This is a genomic window from Streptomyces sp. NPDC088923 (assembly GCF_044749745.1).
Classification (GTDB): domain Bacteria; phylum Actinomycetota; class Actinomycetes; order Streptomycetales; family Streptomycetaceae; genus Streptomyces.
On sequence record NZ_JBIVIO010000003.1, the window covers coordinates 365,505 to 382,075 of the forward strand.

18 protein-coding genes are annotated in these 16,571 nt (G+C 75.1%); 6 read left to right on the forward strand and 12 right to left on the reverse strand.

The window, feature by feature from the left end; translation table 11 throughout:
• Window positions 1-223 precede the first annotated feature (223 nt).
• Entirely contained in the window at window positions 224-541 is a 318-nt protein-coding gene (locus tag ACIP4O_RS17095) for a GNAT family N-acetyltransferase (protein ID WP_401575259.1), read from the reverse strand.
• Between the two features lie 342 nt (window positions 542-883).
• On the opposite strand from ACIP4O_RS17095, the gene ACIP4O_RS17100 reads away from it, so the two are divergent.
• Window positions 884-1,738 carry an NmrA family NAD(P)-binding protein gene (locus ACIP4O_RS17100; protein ID WP_401575260.1) on the forward strand — a complete coding sequence of 285 codons (855 nt, stop codon included), beginning with the start codon at window positions 884-886 and terminating at the stop codon, window positions 1,736-1,738.
• Between the two features lie 70 nt (window positions 1,739-1,808).
• Here the strand turns inward: ACIP4O_RS17100 and ACIP4O_RS17105 are convergent, their stop codons facing one another.
• The 3 genes from ACIP4O_RS17105 to ACIP4O_RS17115 form a co-directional block, all read right to left on the reverse strand.
• Window positions 1,809-2,009 carry a hypothetical protein gene (locus tag ACIP4O_RS17105; RefSeq protein WP_361324405.1) on the reverse strand — a complete coding sequence of 67 codons (201 nt, stop codon included), beginning with the start codon at window positions 2,007-2,009 and terminating at the stop codon, window positions 1,809-1,811.
• A 188-nt stretch (window positions 2,010-2,197) separates the two neighbouring features.
• A complete protein-coding gene (locus ACIP4O_RS17110; protein ID WP_401575261.1) occupies window positions 2,198-2,812 on the reverse strand; it encodes a DsbA family protein in 615 nt (204 codons plus the stop codon).
• 59 nt (window positions 2,813-2,871) lie between these two features.
• Window positions 2,872-3,585: a DUF1275 family protein gene (locus ACIP4O_RS17115; protein WP_401575263.1), complete on the reverse strand. Its 714-nt coding sequence runs from the start codon at window positions 3,583-3,585 to the stop codon at window positions 2,872-2,874.
• A gap of 244 nt (window positions 3,586-3,829) precedes the next feature.
• On the opposite strand from ACIP4O_RS17115, the gene ACIP4O_RS17120 reads away from it, so the two are divergent.
• Together ACIP4O_RS17120 and ykgO are read left to right on the forward strand one after the other, a co-directional pair.
• Window positions 3,830-5,296 carry an MFS transporter gene (locus tag ACIP4O_RS17120; protein WP_401575264.1) on the forward strand — a complete coding sequence of 489 codons (1,467 nt, stop codon included), beginning with the start codon at window positions 3,830-3,832 and terminating at the stop codon, window positions 5,294-5,296.
• A gap of 144 nt (window positions 5,297-5,440) precedes the next feature.
• Entirely contained in the window at window positions 5,441-5,563 is a 123-nt protein-coding gene (gene ykgO / locus ACIP4O_RS17125) for a type B 50S ribosomal protein L36 (RefSeq protein WP_010276268.1), read from the forward strand.
• A gap of 79 nt (window positions 5,564-5,642) precedes the next feature.
• Here the strand turns inward: ykgO and ACIP4O_RS17130 are convergent, their stop codons facing one another.
• The 3 genes from ACIP4O_RS17130 to ACIP4O_RS17140 all read right to left on the reverse strand — a co-directional run bounded on the left by ACIP4O_RS17130 (window position 5,643) and on the right by ACIP4O_RS17140 (window position 8,690).
• The gene (locus ACIP4O_RS17130; RefSeq protein ID WP_401575266.1) at window positions 5,643-6,746 is read right to left on the reverse strand and encodes a hypothetical protein; all 1,104 of its coding nucleotides are present in this window, start codon (window positions 6,744-6,746) and stop codon (window positions 5,643-5,645) included.
• Window positions 6,747-6,833: 87 nt separating this feature from the next.
• The gene (locus ACIP4O_RS17135; RefSeq protein WP_401575267.1) at window positions 6,834-8,102 is read right to left on the reverse strand and encodes an SLC13 family permease; all 1,269 of its coding nucleotides are present in this window, start codon (window positions 8,100-8,102) and stop codon (window positions 6,834-6,836) included.
• A gap of 177 nt (window positions 8,103-8,279) precedes the next feature.
• Entirely contained in the window at window positions 8,280-8,690 is a 411-nt protein-coding gene (locus tag ACIP4O_RS17140) for an organic hydroperoxide resistance protein (protein ID WP_401575268.1), read from the reverse strand.
• A 123-nt stretch (window positions 8,691-8,813) separates the two neighbouring features.
• On the opposite strand from ACIP4O_RS17140, the gene ACIP4O_RS17145 reads away from it, so the two are divergent.
• On the forward strand, window positions 8,814-9,335 hold the full coding sequence (locus tag ACIP4O_RS17145; RefSeq protein ID WP_401575269.1) for a MarR family winged helix-turn-helix transcriptional regulator: 522 nt from the start codon (window positions 8,814-8,816) through the stop codon (window positions 9,333-9,335).
• Here ACIP4O_RS17145 and ACIP4O_RS17150 read toward each other — a convergent pair.
• Window positions 9,327-9,938 (reverse strand): CGNR zinc finger domain-containing protein, encoded by a 612-nt coding sequence (locus ACIP4O_RS17150; RefSeq protein ID WP_401575271.1) that lies wholly within the window; start codon window positions 9,936-9,938, stop codon window positions 9,327-9,329. The two genes, ACIP4O_RS17145 and ACIP4O_RS17150, sit on opposite strands and share 9 nt — an antisense overlap.
• 72 nt (window positions 9,939-10,010) lie before the next feature.
• Here ACIP4O_RS17150 and ACIP4O_RS17155 point away from each other — a divergent pair, with 72 nt between their 5' ends.
• Window positions 10,011-11,189: an MFS transporter gene (locus tag ACIP4O_RS17155; RefSeq protein WP_401575272.1), complete on the forward strand. Its 1,179-nt coding sequence runs from the start codon at window positions 10,011-10,013 to the stop codon at window positions 11,187-11,189.
• Here ACIP4O_RS17155 and ACIP4O_RS17160 read toward each other — a convergent pair.
• The 4 genes from ACIP4O_RS17160 to ACIP4O_RS17175 all read right to left on the reverse strand — a co-directional run bounded on the left by ACIP4O_RS17160 (window position 11,167) and on the right by ACIP4O_RS17175 (window position 15,231).
• Complete coding sequence (locus ACIP4O_RS17160) at window positions 11,167-11,907, reverse strand: class I SAM-dependent methyltransferase (protein WP_401575273.1); 741 nt, start codon at window positions 11,905-11,907, stop codon at window positions 11,167-11,169. The genes ACIP4O_RS17155 and ACIP4O_RS17160 overlap by 23 nt on opposite strands.
• Window positions 11,908-11,947: 40 nt before the next feature.
• Window positions 11,948-12,505 (reverse strand): cysteine hydrolase family protein, encoded by a 558-nt coding sequence (locus ACIP4O_RS17165; protein ID WP_401575274.1) that lies wholly within the window; start codon window positions 12,503-12,505, stop codon window positions 11,948-11,950.
• A 91-nt stretch (window positions 12,506-12,596) separates the two neighbouring features.
• Window positions 12,597-13,241 carry an HD domain-containing protein gene (locus ACIP4O_RS17170; protein WP_401575275.1) on the reverse strand — a complete coding sequence of 215 codons (645 nt, stop codon included), beginning with the start codon at window positions 13,239-13,241 and terminating at the stop codon, window positions 12,597-12,599.
• Window positions 13,242-13,434: 193 nt separating this feature from the next.
• Window positions 13,435-15,231 carry an ABC transporter ATP-binding protein gene (locus ACIP4O_RS17175; RefSeq protein WP_401575276.1) on the reverse strand — a complete coding sequence of 599 codons (1,797 nt, stop codon included), beginning with the start codon at window positions 15,229-15,231 and terminating at the stop codon, window positions 13,435-13,437.
• 246 nt (window positions 15,232-15,477) lie between these two features.
• Here ACIP4O_RS17175 and ACIP4O_RS17180 point away from each other — a divergent pair, with 246 nt between their 5' ends.
• On the forward strand, window positions 15,478-16,494 hold the full coding sequence (locus ACIP4O_RS17180) for a Gfo/Idh/MocA family protein (protein ID WP_401575277.1): 1,017 nt from the start codon (window positions 15,478-15,480) through the stop codon (window positions 16,492-16,494).
• Window positions 16,495-16,571 lie beyond the last annotated feature (77 nt).

Below are 16,571 nucleotides of genomic sequence, written 5' to 3' on the forward strand. Positions count from 1 at the left end.
ACGGCGGTTGATGACACCTGTCGGTCATGGCCCGCGGGCCATGACCGCTGGTCGCCGGGGCGATGACCGCACCGCACCCCGCTCCCTCCCCGTTCCCCTCACCCGCCCCCGCACGCGGGGCCGACCGGCCCTGCCCACCGGGCCGACCGGCCCTCAGCCGCGCGGCCGTGCGTCCGGCATCGCTCAGCTCATCGGCCGCGTGCCGCGGTGGCTTCCCGCGGGCTCAGTCGGTGACCTTGCTCCGCTCCGCGTACAGGAGGTCCTGGTACTCGGGGTGACGGGCGATCCAGCCGGAGTAGAAGGGGCAGACCGCGAGCACCGAGACCCCGGCGGCGCGCGCCTCGTCGAGCGAGGTCCGCACGAGCGCGCTGCCCACGCCCCGGCCCTCGAAGGCGGGCTCGACGACGGTGTGCACGAAGGCGACGAGGTCCTTCGTACGGATGTACTGGGCGAATCCGGCGACCTCGCCGCCGATCGTCGCCTCGTACCGGTCCGCCTCGGGGCTGTCGCGCACCTCGGCCGCGGCCGACTTCTCGCTCATCGCTCTCCCTCGCCCCCGCCGCCGGGCGCGGCCTGGGTCCCGCTCAGCTTGCCGCCCCGTGAGCCCGGGCGCGAGTGGTGTGCCTCCGGCAGAGCGGCCGCTCGCGGCGACAGGGGACGGCGCGGTGCCCCCCACGGTGCGCGGTCCGCGCGGGGGAGCGGGACCGGCCGGGGCGCGTCCCCGACGTACGGCCGGGGCGGCTCAGCGCTCGCCCGTTCGGCGCGTTCCTCTCGCCCCGGCGGGTGCTCGGGGGCGAAGGTGGGGGTGCGTGCGGGCTCGGGTGGGACGGGGTGCGGCTCGGCGGGGGTTTCCGGTGGTGTGGAGCGGCAGGAAGGTGGCGCGATGAAGATCGCCGTACTCGGGGCGACCGGAGGGCAGGGCGGGGCCGTGGTCACCGCTCTGCGCGAGGCGGGGCGGCCCGTGCGCGCCGTCGTACGCGACCCGGGGGAGGCCAGGGCGCGCGCGCTCGCGGCCTCCGGAGTCGAGGTGGTCGCCGCCGACCTGCGCGACACCGGCTCGCTCGCCGCCGCCTTCGACGGCGCGGCCGCCGCCTTCGCCGTCACGACCCCCTTCGAGGACGGCCTCGAAGCCGAGAAGGCGCAGGGTGTCGCGATCGTCGACGCCGCCGCCCGCTCCGCGCTGCCCTTCCTCGTCATGGCCTCCGTCGCGAGCGCCGACCGCGACACCGGCATCCCGCACTTCGAGACCAAGGCGCACACCGAGAAGATCCTCGCCGCCTCCGGGCTCCCGGCCGCGGTCGTCGCGCCCACGTACTTCTACGACAACGTCTTCGGTGAGCTCCAGGAGGTCGCCGACGGCGAGATCACGATGCCGCTGCCGCCCGACACCCGCCTCCAGCAGGTCGCTCGCACCGACCTCGGCCGGCTCGTCGCCTCCGTGCTCGACGACCCCGTGCGCTGGCGCGGGCAGCGCATCGAAGTCGCGGGCGACGACCCGACCCCCGCCGAGATGGCCCGCGACATCGGCCGCGCGGCGGGCGGGCAGGTCGACTACCGGCAGATCCCGCTGGAGGCCGTGGCGAGCGCGAGCCCCGACATGGGAGCCATGTACACGTACCTCGCCGAGGTCGGCTACCAGGTCGACATCCCCGCGCTGCGTACGGCGTTCCCCGAGATCCCCTGGACCTCCTACGCGGACTGGGCGGCGGCCCAGTCCTGGCCGACGCCGGGCGGCTGACCGCGCCCGGATACGGGCGAAGGGGCGGCTCCCGTTCCGGGAGCCGCCCCTTCGCCCGTATCCGCCCGGCTCAGGGCAGCAGCCGCTCGATGGCCTCGCGGCCCTCCTCGGCGAGCTTCTTGCGCGCCCATTCCAGGTTCTCGGGTGTCACGTCGCGACCGGTGGCCTGGACGAGTTCCTCGGGCGTGACCTCCTGGTCCGCACCCGTGTGCAGTTCGTCGTCGGGGGTGACGACGCGGGGCAGATCCTCCGGCTTCTTCTCGCCTGCCATCTGCGGCCTCCTCGGTGTCGGCGCGGCGCGGGGAGCCGCGCGTCCCTGTCCGTCAATCTTCGTCGGCCCCGCGCCACCCGGCCACTCGGCGGGAGGGCGCGTCCGGCCGTGCCGGGCCGCCTACCCGCCGCACGGCCGAGGACACCTGCGCCGAGCGCCCGCGGGGCCGGGGGAGATCCCGCGGGCGCTCAGGACACCTGCGCGAGGAAGGACTCCGGCGTGACCGGGTAGCCGCCGGGCCCGAGCACCGCGACCGGATCGCCGTCGAGCAGCACGGTGGGCGTCGCGTGCACCGAACTGTCCACGAAGGCCTGGGACACGGACCGCGCCCACGGCCGGTACGTCCCCGCCCGCACCTTGTCGGCGAAGCCGTCCTCGCCGAGCCCCGGCACCTCGGCCGCGAGCCGGACGAGCAGGTCGTCGTCGGCGAAGCGGTCGTCCTCCTCGGGCGGCTGCTCGGCGTAGAGGAGCCGCAGGAAGAGCACGAACCGTTCGGGGCCCTCGTCGAGCGCGGCGCCGAGCGCGGCGAGCGCGTGCAGCGAGCCGCTGCCTCCCGCCCCGTCGTCGATGAAGGTCGCGAAGTGGTACTCGACGCGGAAGCGGCCCGCGTCGGCCGCTTCCTGGATGACCATGCCGAGCCCGTTCTCCATGCGCTTGCAGTACGGGCAGCGCGGATCGAGGTACACGCTCAGGACCCGCCCCGCACCCTCGTCGCCGTAGCGGACGACGGTGCCGTCCGGGCCCGAGGTGTGCGCGGGTACGGGATACGTGTCCGTGGTGTCGCCGGAGGTGCGTGGGGTCATGTCTCCAGGCTGCGGCCACCCGTACGCACGCGCAAAACGGGCGCGAAGGGAGGTGCCGGTCAGTCCCCCGGCGATGCCTGTCCGCGTCCGGGCCGCCGGGCCCGTGCGAGCGCGAGAGCCGTCACCGTCGCGGCGAGGACGGCCGCGGGGAGGGCCGCGGCCCACACCCGCGCCGTGCGGAGCAGGAGCGCGGCGAGCGCGGCGCCGAGGACGAGGGCGCACAGCCGGGCCAGGGGCGCGGCGGCGCGCCGCACACCACCTCCGCGTACGAGGTCGAGCACGAGTGTCGTGAGGGTGCTCGTGAAGAACGTCGTCGGGGCGCCCGCGGGGCCGAGCGCGAGGACGGCGGACGCCTGCCCGCCCATCGCCGCGGCGAGCGTCGCGAGCAGCGCGTACGGCTCGTCCCCCGTGGGCCGTCCCACCGCCCACACCCCCGCGACCACCGCGAGCACCACCGTCTCGGCGGCGAGCACCCGCAGCGGGCCGCCCCACCGGGCCCGCAGTACGGGCGCCGCGCACACCGTCCCGAGCACGTACCCGCCGACGGCGGCCGCCGGGGCGGCGACACCCTCCGGCAGTCCCGCGCCGCCGAGGGCCGCGCCGAGGAAGACCAGGTTCCCCGTCATGACCCCCGCGAAGGCGCCGCCCAGCGCCACCACGGCGAGCGCGTCGACCGCGCCGGACGCGAGGCTCAGCGCGAGCAGCGGCCACACCCGGACGCGCGCCGCGCGCCGGGTGACGACGCGGGTGTTTCCGCTCCGCGGCTCCTTCACATGGTCCTCCGCTCCCTGGGTCCCGAGGTGGGTGAGTACGCACCCGCTTGGCGGGACCTCCCGCGGCCCCGTGCCCGGCCAGCACACCACGCGCCCGTCCCGAACCGGGCGAGGAGCGCGCCCACCGGCGGGCGGGAGAGCGCGCACCGGCCCAGAATCGGGGTACGCGCAGCCAGGCCGCCACGCGACCGGCGGCCGCCCCCACGCACGGAACCCCACCCGTCCGACGCACAGAGGAGTCCACGTGGCCCAGCAGGAACCGGCTTCCCCGGCCCCGGAGGAGCCGTACACCCCGGACCCGAACCGGTGGAAGGCGCTCGCCGTCTGTCTGGTCGCCGGGTTCATGACCCTCCTCGACGTGTCGATCGTGAACGTCGCGCTGCCCTCGATCCGCACCGGTCTCGACACGCCGGAGTCCGACCTCCAGTGGGTCCTGTCCGGGTACGCGCTCGCCTTCGGCCTCTTCCTCGTCCCCTCGGGCCGGCTCGGCGACGCGCGCGGCAGGCGGCGCGTCTTCATGGCCGGGCTCGTCCTGTTCACGCTCGCCTCCGCCGCCTGCGGGGCCGCGCAGTCGAGCCTGTGGCTCGTCATCTCACGCCTCGTCCAGGGTGTCGCGGGCGGGCTCGTCTCGCCGCAGATCACGGCGCTCATCCAGCAGATGTTCCGGGGCCGGGAGCGGGGCAAGGCGTTCGGTGCCTTCGGCTCGGTCGTCGGCATCTCGACGGCGGTCGGGCCCCTGCTCGGCGGCCTGCTCATCCAGGCGGCGGGCGCCGACGAGGGCTGGCGCTGGGTCTTCTACGTGAACCTCCCGATCGGCGTGCTCTGCCTCGTCCTCGCCCACCGCCTGCTCCCGGACACGCCGGGCGCCCGCGGCGTGCGGCTGCGCGAACTCGATCCGCTGGGCGTGCTGCTGCTCGGGGCCGGGGTCGTCGCGCTGCTGCTGCCCTTCGTGCAGTCCCGGCAGTGGCCGGGCGACGAGAAGTACCTGCTGCTCGTCGTCGCCGCCGCGCTGCTCGCCGCTTTCGCGTGGTGGGAGCGCCGCTGCACCCGCTCCGGCGCCGAACCGCTGCTCGATCTCGCGCTCTACCGGGTGCGCTCGTACTCGCTCGGTTCCTCGCTCGGCCTGCTCTACTTCGCCGGGTTCACGTCGATCTTCTTCGTGAGCACGCTCTACCTCCAGAGCGGGCTGCACTACACGGCGCTCCAGGCGGGGCTCACGCTCACGCCCTTCGCGCTCGGCTCCGGGCTCTCGGCCGGGATCGGCGGCAGGCTCGTCGACCGGCTCGGGCGCCCGCTCGTCGTCGGGGGCCTGCTCATGGTGGCGATCGGCCTCGCGGGCACGGCCTTCGCGGTCCACCAGGTGACCGGCAAGGGCATCGGCTGGGCCCTCATCGCCCCGCTGCTCTTCGCCGGGCTCGGCAGCGGTCTTGTCATCTCGCCGAACCAGACCCTCACTCTTTCGGAGGTACCGGTGCGCAGGGCGGGCAGCGCGGGCGGCGCCCTCCAGACGGGGCAGCGCGTCGGCTCGGCGATCGGCATCGCGGCCGTGGGTTCCGTCTTCTTCGGCCGCCTCGCGGACGACGGCTGGTCGAACGCCTACGACCACGGCCTCATCGTCTCGGTCGGTTTCGTCATCGCCGCGCTGCTCGTCGCGGTGGCGGACGTGGTCGCCGGGCACCGCGAGAAGGGCGCCGGACAGGCGAGGGCGTGAGGGGTGCCGGACCGGCGGCGAAAGGTGAGGTGAGGTGCGGTACGGGGCCGACGGGCGGGGAATGCGCCGGACCCCGGCGTGGTTGTCATGCACATCGTCGGCTGGGTGTCTCCGAAGCCCCGCCCCGTAGCGAAAGGTGGCGCCGTGAAGGTACGCAACTCGCTCCGCGCCCTCAAGAACCGTCCTGGTTCCCAGGTGGTCCGCCGGCGCGGCCGTGTCTACGTCCTCAACCGCAAGGACCCCCGCCAGAAGGCCCGCCAGGGCTGAGGCCGCGGGTCCCGCGCGGCAGCCGTTCCGCCGGAGCCCCGTACCACCTCGGTGCGGGGCTCCGGCGCGTCGGGGGCTCTCAGGAGCGGATGTCGCGGCGGGCCCGCAGGACGAGTCCCGTGCCCGCGAGGAGCAGCGTCGCCGAGAGGCCGATCAGCCACATCGCGGCGGGGCGCCCGGTTCCCGCGAGCATCCCGGGCCCGCCCGGCAACGTACCGGCCCCGGGGCCGAGCATCCCGGGCGCGCCCGGTGCGGGCGGGACGGCCGGAGCGGGGGACGGGCTCGCGCTCGCGCTCGGGGACGGCGTGGGTGACGGGGTGGGGGAGGCCGAGCCGGTGGTGGCCGCCCCTGGCGGGGCGCTCTCGGCCGGTGCCTGCGCCGGTGAGGGCGACGTCGCAGGGGCGCAGTCGGCCGCGACCTCCCCGAGGCGCAGGTCCAGGATGTCGCCCTGGTGGGCGAGGTCGCCCCGGGTGCTCCTGATCGTGCCCGACACGTGCAGACGCAGCCCCGCACGCGCCGCGTACGCTCCGCTCCGGGCCCCGCCCCGCGGTTGCTCGTACGCCGCGTAGGTCACCGTGAGCGTGACGGCGCCGACCGTCGAAGAGCGCTGCAACTCGGCGCCCGAGACGTGCAGCGTCGTGGTGCCGCGCGGGACGGGGTGCCCGAGGACCTCCACCTCGTGCGCGTCGGTCCGCGCGTACGCCCGCGCGGAGGAAGCGGCGGGAGGCGGGGCGCACTCCGCGTACGTGCCGGGCGTGCCGGACCTGGGGCGGACCGTGGCCCACTCGGTCCCGCCGACCCTCAGGGTCGCGCCCGGCACCAGCGCCCGCGCGCTCGTACCGGTGGTGCGGACGGCCTTCGGGCCGGTCAGGGTCAGGTACGGGAGCACCCCGTCCGGGTCGGTGAAGTCGCCGGTCCCGGAGCCGTTCGCGCGGCGCGAGTCCGCGACGCCGTACGTGCCGTGGAAGCGGCCGATGCCGAGCGGGGCGACCGGTGTGAGCGTGAGACGCGCGAGTTCCGCGTGCGCCCCGCGCGCGGCCACGTGCGCGGGTGCGGTGGGCGGGGATGTCGCCTGTGCCGGGGGCCAGGCGGCCGCGACGGTCGCCGCGGCGAGGCCGAGTGCGGCGGCCGGGAGCCCGAGCCGGGTCCGTCTTCTGTACGTCCTCGTGTGCTGCCTGTTCACGGCGGCAGATTAAGCGGGCACAGTCATTTGATTACGTTTATCCGGTTTTTATATGAGGTGTGTCGCGGACTGATCGCCGGTCGGCGCTCAGCCGAGCCCCAGCCGCAGCCCCGCCCACAGCGCCGCCGTCGCCCCGGTGAGCGTGAGCGGCACGGTGAGGAGGCCGAGCCGCGTGAAGGCGCCGAGCGAGGCGCGTTCCCCGTGCTCGTGCAGGACGCGGCGCCACAGCAGGGTGGCGAGCGAGCCCGCGTACGTCAGGTTGGGCCCGAGGTTGACGCCGATGAGCGCGGCGAGGACGGGCCCGGCCCCGCCCGGGGCCACGATCGGCAGCAGCGCGAGCACGGCGGGGAGGTTGTTGATCACGTTGGCGAGCAGCGCGGCGAGGCCCGCGACGGCGAGCAGTGCGCCGAAGGAGTCCCCGGCGGGCACGAGGTGCCCGAGCCCGTGCTCCAGCCCGTTGCCCACCACCGCCTGTACGACCACCCCGAGGGCGAGGACGAAGAGGCAGAAGAGCGGCGCGGCCGAGGCGACGAGACGGCGCGGCGTCGTACGGCCCCGGGTGAGCGCGCGCCCGCCGAGTACGGCGACCCCGCCGAGCGCGGCCCAGGCCGGTTCGAGGCCCGCGAGCGAAGTGAGGAAGAAACCGGCGAGCGTGAGCCCGACCACGACCAGGGTGAAGCGGGGGGTGCGCGGGGTGGGCGGCCGCTCCCCGGCGGTGACCCCCGCGGCGAGGTCCTCGCGGAAGTACGCCCGGAAGACCCCGTACTCCAGGAGGATCGCGACGAGCCAGGGCACCGCCATGAGTCCCGCGAAGCCGAGGAAGCTCAGGCCGCTCGCCGAGAAGGCGAGCAGGTTGGTGAGGTTCGAGACGGGCAGCAGGAGCGAGGCCGCGTTCGCCAGGTGTGCGGTCGCGTACACCTGCGGGCGCGGGCGGGCCCCGGCGTGCGCGGCGGTCGCGAAGACCACGGGCGTGAGCAGGACGACCGTCGCGTCGAGGCTCAGTGCCGCCGTCACGACGGCCGCGACCGCGAAGACGCCGCCGAGCATCCGCTGTGCGCTGCCCCCGCACCAGCGCGCCACCCAGGCCCCGGCCACGTGGAAGAGCCCGTCCGCCGCGCAGAGCTGGGCGAGCATCAGGACCAGGGCGAGGAAACCGACGACCGGGAGCAGCGTGCGCACCTGCTCCCAGGCCGCGTGCCAGGACACCGCGCCGACCGCGACGAGCAGCACGGCCCCCGGCACGGCCGCGACCGCCTCGGGCAGCCCGCGCGGGCGCGCGACCGCGAAGAAGAGCACGCCGAGCAGGACGGCGACGGACAGGATCTCGGCGGGGACGGTGCTCAGCGGGTGCTCCACGAAGGGGCGCGGGCCGCGCAGGGCGCGGCCGGAGGGTGGCGGGGACGGACCAAGGTTCCCACCTGGTGGGACGCGCGCGCGGCGGGGCCCGCCGCAACACTCCGGGCCCGGCACGCGGGTGCGTGCCGGGCCCGGGAGCACGGTCGGTACGGGGCGAGGACGCGCCCGTACGGCGGGTCACTCGACGACGAGGTCCACGTCGATGTTGCCGCGCGTGGCCTTGGAGTACGGGCACACCTGGTGCGCCTGCTCGACGAGCCGGCGGCCCGTCTCGGCGTCGATCGTGTCGGGCAGCTCGACGCGCAGGGTCACCTTGAGGCCGAAGCTCGCGCCGTCCTTGCCGATGCCGACCTCGGCGGTGACGGAGGCGTCGCCGGTGTCGGCGCCCGCCTGCTTCGAGACGAGGCCGAGGGCGCTCGCGAAGCAGGCCGCGTAACCGGCGGCGAAGAGCTGCTCGGGGTTGGTGCCCTTGCCGTCGCCGCCCAGCGCGGGCGGCATCGCGAGACCGAGGTCGAGCTGACCGTCCGAGCTGACCGCGCGGCCCTCGCGCCCGTTCGCCGTGGCCACCGCCGTGTAGATCGCGTCCATGGAGTCCATCCCTCTTCGCTGTCGTGAGGTGTGCTGGTCGTGTGGTGTATTGCCGTGCGAGAAGTAGAGCACACAATTAAGTTGTGCACAACCGAAAAAGGGGTGTGGCGCTAGGCTGGAGTCATGACAGACACGACAGCGCCCGGGGAGGACCTCCTGCGCCTCGACCGCCAGATCTGCTTCTCCCTCAACGCGGCCTCGCGTGCCTTCAATGGTGTGTACCGGCTCGTGCTCAAGGACCTCGGACTCACCTACCCGCAGTACCTCGTGATGCTCGTGCTGTGGGAGCACGGTGAACTGCCCGTCAAGCGCATCGGCGCGCTCGTGCGCCTCGACTCGGGAACGCTCTCGCCGCTGCTCAAGCGTTTGGAGGCGGCGGGGCTCGTCCGGCGCGAACGCCTCGCGAGCGACGAGCGCTCCGTCGCCGTCCGCCTCACCCCCGAGGGCGCGGAGCTGCGCACCTCCGCCCTGCGCGTCCCGCGCGCCATCGCCGCGGCGACCGGACTCGGCCTCGACGAGGTCGAGGACCTGCGCGAGCGCCTCGGCCGCCTCACGGCCGCGCTCGACCGCGCCACGCGGGAGCTGGGGGGCGGCCCGGTGGAGGGCCCGGCGGGCCGGGCGGGGGAACTCGAACCCTCAAGCTGAGGGTGAGGCGCCCCGGGTGGTACGCGCCCGGTGCGCCGCCACACGCTCCCGCGTCGCGCACCGCCGCGAGCAGTGGCGCCGCCGCGGTCCCGCCCCGTACGGGATCAGGACGCGCGCGCAACCCCGCGCCGCACAGACGGCTCCGGGCGGCCCCTGCCGCTCCCACACCACCGAGAGCAGCGCGATCGCGGAGGTGGCGCGGAACCACTCGTCCCACGGTGCGTCGTCGCTGGAGTCGATGTGCGGGTGCCACGGCGCCTCGCCGCCGTGCGAGGTGAGCCGCAGGGGGCCCGCGCACCGTGCCAGCAGCGCGTTGAGCCGCGCCACGGCCGCCTCCGTGTCCGGCGCGACCAGCACGCCCCGCACCTCCTCGGCGGCCACCCGCAGCGCCGCGACATCGGCCTCCGTGAGCCGTACCGGGGGCCGCTCCCCGTACTCCAGGAGCACGGCGGCGACCTCGGCGGGCCCCGCTGCGCCCCCGTGCAGCGTGTTGACCACCGCCACCGTCCGCGCCGCGACCCGGTCGCCCGCGAGCCTTCCCCGCCACTCCGCCCGCTCCAGCCCCGCCGCCCGGACCTGCCGCAGCCTCTCGGCCCGCTCCATGCCGTACCCCTCTCGCCGTACGGGTGTAACGCTACTGGCAGATGTCAGCGTTACGTCTCTACGCTCCCCGCCATGCTCCCGCGCCCGTCCCCGCTCGCCCGCCACCTCCTCGCCGCCGCTCTCGCCCGGACGGGGGACGACATGGCGGGCCCGGCGCTGCTGCTGCTCGCGCTCGGCGTCACAGGGGGTCCGGCCCGCGCGAGCGGCCTGTTCGGGGCTCTCCTGCTGAGCGCGGCGCTCGGCGGGCCCGTACTCGGGGTGCTGCTCGACCGGGCGCGGCGCCCCGGCCTCGTACTCGCCGCGGCGCTCGCCGGTTACGCCGCCGGGCTCGCGCTCCTCCTCCTGGGACTCGGGCGCGCCCCGTACCCCCTCCTCCTCGCGATCGCCTTCCTCACCGGGCTGCTCGGCCCGGCCCTCTCCGGCGGCTGGACCTCCCAGGTCCCCGCACTCGTCGCGCCCGCCGCGCTCCCGCGCGCCGCCGCCCTCGACGCCCTCGGCTTCACCGTCGCCTCGCTCCTGGGCCCCGCCCTCGCCGGACTGTGCGCGAGCCTCGCCGGAGCGCCCGTCTCCGTCGCGGCGGCCGTGACGCTGGTGCTCCTCGCGGCCCCGGCGGCGCTCCGGCTCCCCGCGCTCACCACGCCCCGCCCCTCGTCCCGCCCGCTCGCCCAGCTCCGGGACGGCGTGTCCGCCCTCCGCGCCACCCGGCCCCTTGCCCGCGCCACCGTCGTGAGCACCGTCTCCTGCGCGGGGGACGGCGTCTTCGTGACCTGTATGCCGCTGCTCGGTGCCCGGCTGCTGGGCGGCGCCGCCCATGGCACCTCCCTCCTCGCGCTGAGCGCAGCGTCGGCGCTCGCGGCGGGCGCCGTCCTCGCACGCCGGCCCACCGCGCTGCCCCCGGACGCGGTGCTCGGCGCGAGCGTCGTCGTCCTCGCCGCCGCGCACCTCCTCGCCACCGTCCCCTCGCCGTGGGCCCTTCTCGCCGCCGTCCTGCTCACCGGCGCGGGCGAGGGTCCGCAGCTCACCGCGCTCCTCGCGATCCGCCACCGCGACGCCCCGGCCCGCCTGCGCGGTCAGGTCTTCACGACCGGCGCGAGCCTGAAGATCACGGCCCGCGCGGTCGGGGCCGCCCTCGCGGGCACCCTGGCGGCCCACTCCCTGACGGCGGCGCTCCTCACGGGCGCGAGCCTGAACCTCCTCGCGGGCGCGGCCTTCTACGCCCTGCGCCCGCTCACGGCCGCCGCGCGACCGTGATGATCTCCGGCCCCGTGCCGCCCACCGCCGTCCGGTCCCAGTCCCCGTACCGCTCCTCGACCACGAAACCCGCCCCCGCGAGGAAGCCGTCGAGCCGAGCGGCACCCAGGAAGCGCAGGCTCTCGCCGAGGACACGGAGCACCCTCCCCTCCGCGTCGGCGAGCGTCCCCCGGATCGTGACCACGTCCCCGGCGACGGAGTCGACACCGTGCCAGTACCGCAGCGCCCGCCCCGCGCCGTCCACCAGCTCCGTCACGTCGTCCGGGTTCGCCGGCGTCCACCGTTCCCAGGCACGCGCGGCGGGGTGCCGCGTCTCGAAGGCGAACAGACCGCCGGGGCGCAGCGCGCCGCGGATCGCCGCGAGGGAGTCCCGCACCTCGTCGTCGGTCAGCAGGGTCTGGAAGGCGTGCCCCGTCATGGTCGCGAGAGCGAACCCCGCGCCCGGGGCCGCGTCGGCCGCCCGCCCCTCGACCCACTCGACATCGCCCCGCCGCCGAGCCCGCTCCAGGGCCGCCCGGTCCGGGTCGAGCCCGACGAGCCGCCCCCGGTGCCCCCGCTCCCGCGCGAGCGTCAGCATGGCCCCCGTGCCGCACCCGACGTCGAGCACCGCGTCCGCGCCCATGACGAGCGGGTAGTAGAAGCGGTCGCAGGCGTTCAGCCCGGGGTCCCAGGGGTTGAGCAGGTCGTAGAGCGCGGCCACGTCGCTGTCCGAATACATCCGGGCAGTGTTGGCCGCGCCCGCCCGCGCACGCAACGCGTCACCCGGCCGTGAGGACCACTTCCGCCGCCTCGGCCGTCCCCCCGACCCGCCCCGGGGCCACCTGCTGGGACCAGTAGAGATTCGTGTGCGCGATGATCGCCGCCGGTCCGGGGACACCCTCGGCTCCGGTGTCCTCCGTCGTGTGCGCGTCCGAGACGAGGACCGTGTCGTAGCCGCGCGCGAAACCGCTGTGGAGCGTCGAGCGGACGCACACGTCGGTCGCGGCACCCGCGACCACGATCCGGCCGACGCCCGCCCCCGCGAGAAGGGGCTCCAGCTCCGTCGCCTCGAAGGCGTCCGCGTACTCCTTGTCGAGCACCGACTCGCCGGGCAGCGGAACGAGTTCGGGCACGAGCTGCCACGCTCGGGTCCCCGGCACGAGCGCGGCGTCCTGGTGCCGCACCCACACCACCGGCACCCCCTCGCCGCGCGCCCGCGCGACCAGGCCCGCGAGCGTCGCCACCACCTCGTCGCGGCGATGGGCGCCCGCCACCACGCCGTTCTGCATGTCGATGACGAGGAGCGCGGTGCCGGGGCGGTTCGTGAAGGTGGTCATGGCGGAGACAGTAGGACCACCGAGGGAGTCCGCGCGCCCCGATTACCGCCCCGCTCGGACCACTCACCGCCCTCTTGGTCCGCCTGCCGCCTCACTCGGGCCACTCCGAGTCCTCGATCGTCGTCACGAAATCGCCGCGTTCGAAACCCGGCACGAAGTGTTCCAGGACATCCGCCTTCACGTTCCCGAACGTCGTCCCCGGCTTCGGCGCGATGCCCTCCGTGAAGGCCGCCAGGATGCGGCGCTTGAAGCCGGGGCGCGGGTGGAGGCCGACGACCTCCGTGCGCTGTTCGCCCGTCAGGTCCCCGTACCCGATGCCGAGGACGTCGTACTCGACCCCCGCCGTCACGAGCGCCACCTCGGGCTCCATGAACTCCGGGACGCCGGGCGTCGTGTGCAGCGCGATCGCCGTCCACACGCGGCGCACGCTGTCCCCGGGGACGCCGTGGGCGCGCAGGAAGGCGCGCGCCTCCTCGGCGCCGTCCACCTCGAAGCGGCGCCCGCTCCCACGGTGGCGGGGGAGCAGCCCCAGGTCGTGGAACATCGCTCCCACGTACAGCAGTTCGGGATCGAAGCTCAGCCCCCTGCGCCGCCCCAGGAGCGCGCCGAAGAAGTAGACGCGCCGCGAGTGGTCGTAGATCAGGTCGTCCGTCGCCTCGCGCACGAGCGCCGTCGCCTCGCGCGCGAGACGGGTGTCGGGTACCCGCACCCCTGCCGGGGCCTGCTCCTCGGTCATGCCGCTCCTCGTCCGCGCCGCGCACCGGCCGCTACGGGCCCGGCCCTGCGCCCGGCTCCCGGCGGGCACCTTCCCCGCCACGGGCCGGAGCGCCCGTCGCCCGCCGGAAAACCTCCGGCCGGGCGACGGGAGCGGACCCGTACGGCCGCACGCGACCGGCCCCGGCCCGCACGGGGGTCCCGGGCGGACGCCCTCAGCGGCTGTACGCGCGCGGCTGGAGCGTCGTCGCGTACGGACCCCTACCGGCGAGCAGTTCCTCGTGCGTGCCCACCTCCACGAGCCGCCCGCGGTCCATCACCACGATGCGGTCCGCGTCCTGGATCGTGGAGAGCCGGTGCGCGACGACGAACACCGTCCGCCCCCGCATGAGGCGTTCCAGCGCCTCCTGCACGAGCGCCTCCGACTGGTTGTCGAGCGCCGACGTGGCCTCGTCCAGGACGAGGACCCTCGGGTCGCGCACGAGGGCGCGGGCGATCGCGAGCCGCTGCTTCTGACCGCCCGACAGCCGCGCGCCCCTGGCCCCGACGACCGTCTCGACACCCTGCGGCATCCGGTCGACGAACTCCAGCGCGTTCGCCGCGGCCAGCGCCTCGCGGATCTTCTCGTCCGGCACCTCGCCGTCCATCCCGTACGAGACGTTCTCGCGGATCGAGCCCTCGAAGAGGATCGACTCCTGCGGCACGACCGACAGGAACCTCCGGTACGTGCGCAGGTCGAGGCCCGCGATGTCCTCGCCGTCGAGGAGGATGCGGCCCGCGGTCGGCCGGATGAAGCCGATGACGAGGTTGAGCACGGTCGACTTGCCCGCGCCCGAGCCGCCCACGAGGGCGACCGTCTCACCGGCCCGCACCGACAGGCTGAAATCGCGCACCGAGTGCTCGGCCGCGTCCGGGTAGCGGAAGCCCACCTCGTCGAAGGTGAAGGTCCCGGTCACCTCGCCCGCTTCCGTCTTGCCCTCGTTCACCTCCAGGTCGGGCGCCTGGAGCACCTCGCCGACCGAACGCACCGACTCCAGGCCGCGCGAGACGATCGGCATGAGGTTGAGCAGCGCGGTCAACGAGGCAGTCAGACCTGTGAAGAAGGTGCTGATCATGACGACGTCACCGGGGGAGATGCCGAAGAGGCCGTAGTACGCGACGAGCGCGGAGCCCGACAGGAAGGCCACCGCCATCACGTTGAGCAGAATCCACGACAGCGAGCCGAAGCGGCCGCCCAGCATGTCGAGCCGGAAACCGGCCGTCAGGACCCGCTGGAGCGAGGAGTCCACGCGGCGCAGCGCGGTGCGCTCCAGGGCGTGGGCCCTCGTGATGGGTATCAGCGTGGTCATCTCCCCGACCCTCGCCGAGAGTTGTTCCACCTCCACCCGGAAGGCCTCGTTGTCCGCGCGGATGCGGCCGCGCAGGCTCCGTACGAGCAGCGCGGCGAGCGGCACCACGACGATGAAGAGCGGGAGCGCGATCGGTGCCTGGAAACCGATGACCGCGAGCCCGCCGAGCAGGGTCATGACGGCGCCGAGGCCGTTCTGCGCGGTCTGCTGGAGCATCGTCTCCAGCGCGTCCACATCGCGCACCACCTTCGTCTGGAGCACCTCGGCGCTCACCCGGGAGTGGTAGCCGATCGACAGGTGCTGCATCCGGTGGCACAGCGCGCCGCGCAGTTCCGTCCCGGTGCGCCGGATCGCGAGGCTCGACAGCTTCGAGAAGTACATGTGCAGCGGGTAGTTGAGAAGGAGGACGACGAGGACGGCCGCCGTGTTCCACCACAGCGCGGAGACCGGCTTGTGGTCCACGACGATGTCGATGATGCGGGCCGTCACCAGCGGCAGCAGCCAGACGGGTATGTGCTTGACGGCGAAGACGAGCACGGCGAGCGTCAGCCGGCGCCGGTCGGGGCGCAGCAGGTAGCCCAGCGTGCGCAGCGGATGCTCACCGACGTAGGCGTGGTCGAGCGGCGGCTTCCGCACCGCGGAGGGCGGAGGGTTCTGCCTCAAGAGCGCTGTTGTCCTTCCAAGGAAGAAGCTCGATCGAACAGCCTCCCATCCTCCTCCAGCCCGCGACGGCACAGAAAGGGCGCCCGGCATCCGGACGGGAGGCGCGCTCGCACGGGCGCGTGCCCCCGTCCCCGCTTTGCCCCCGCGCCCGGGGCGCCTCCGCGGGCGGGCGGCCACCGCGCGCCGCCCGTGGTGATCTACGCTGGCCGCCGGGCAGACACGCGAGGGTCAGTCAGGAGGCCAGGGATGGGCGAGGCACTGGGAGTCGCGGTGCTCGGCGCCGGGCACATGGGCGCCGACCACGTACGACGTCTCGACCGGGTGGTGAGCGGTGCGCGCGTCGCGGCCGTCGCCGACCCGGACCCGGACCGGGCGAGGGCGGCGGCGGCAGGACTGCCGGACTGCACCGTGCACACCGACGCGCTGGCCGCGCTCGACGCGCCCGGGGTCGAGGCGGTGCTCATCGCCTCGCCAGCCGAGGCGCACGAGGCGGCACTCCTCGGCTGCTTCGCGCGCGGCCTGCCCGTCCTGTGCGAGAAGCCCCTCGCCCCCGACGCGCGCGGCGCGCTGCGGCTCGCCGAGGCGGAGGCCGCGAGCGGCGCCCGGCTCGCGCGGGTCGGCTTCATGCGCCGCTACGACCGCGAGTACCAGGCCCTCAAGGACCTGCTCGACAGCGGCAAACTCGGCCGCCCCCTCATGCTGCACTGCACCCACCGCAACGTCTCCTCGCCGCCGCACTTCACCTCCGAGATGCTCATCGGCAGTTCGGTCTCGCACGAGATCGACGCGGCGCGCTGGCTGCTCGGCGAGGAGATCGACGCCGTCACCGTGCTGCGCCCCCGCTCCACGGCGCACGCCCCGCAGGGGCTCACGGACCCGCAGTTCGTCGTCATGGAGACGAGCGGCGGCGTCCTCGTCGACGTGGAGATCTACGTCAACTCCGGCTTCGGCTACCAGGTGCGCTGCGAGGCGGTGTGCGAGGGCGGAGGCGCGCGCATCGGCGAGGACCACGCGATGATCGTGCACTCCGCGGCCGGCGCGGGCCAGGAGATCGCCCAGGACTACCTCACGCGTTTCGTGCAGGCGTACGACACGGAGGTACGGGACTGGGTCGCCGCGGTCCGCGCGGGCGGGCCCACCGGCGGGCCGAGCGTGTGGGACGGGTACGTCGCGAGCGTCGTCGCCGAGGCGGGCATCGCCTCGCTCCACTCGGGCGGGCGAGTGCCGGTGCGGCTCGCACCGAGGCCGGGCATCTACGCCTGAGCGCCCGCCGTCCACAGCCCGGCGCGCCGGGCCCGCGCCCGTACGGGCGGGCTCGAACCTCGCGCGCCGTACCGGGC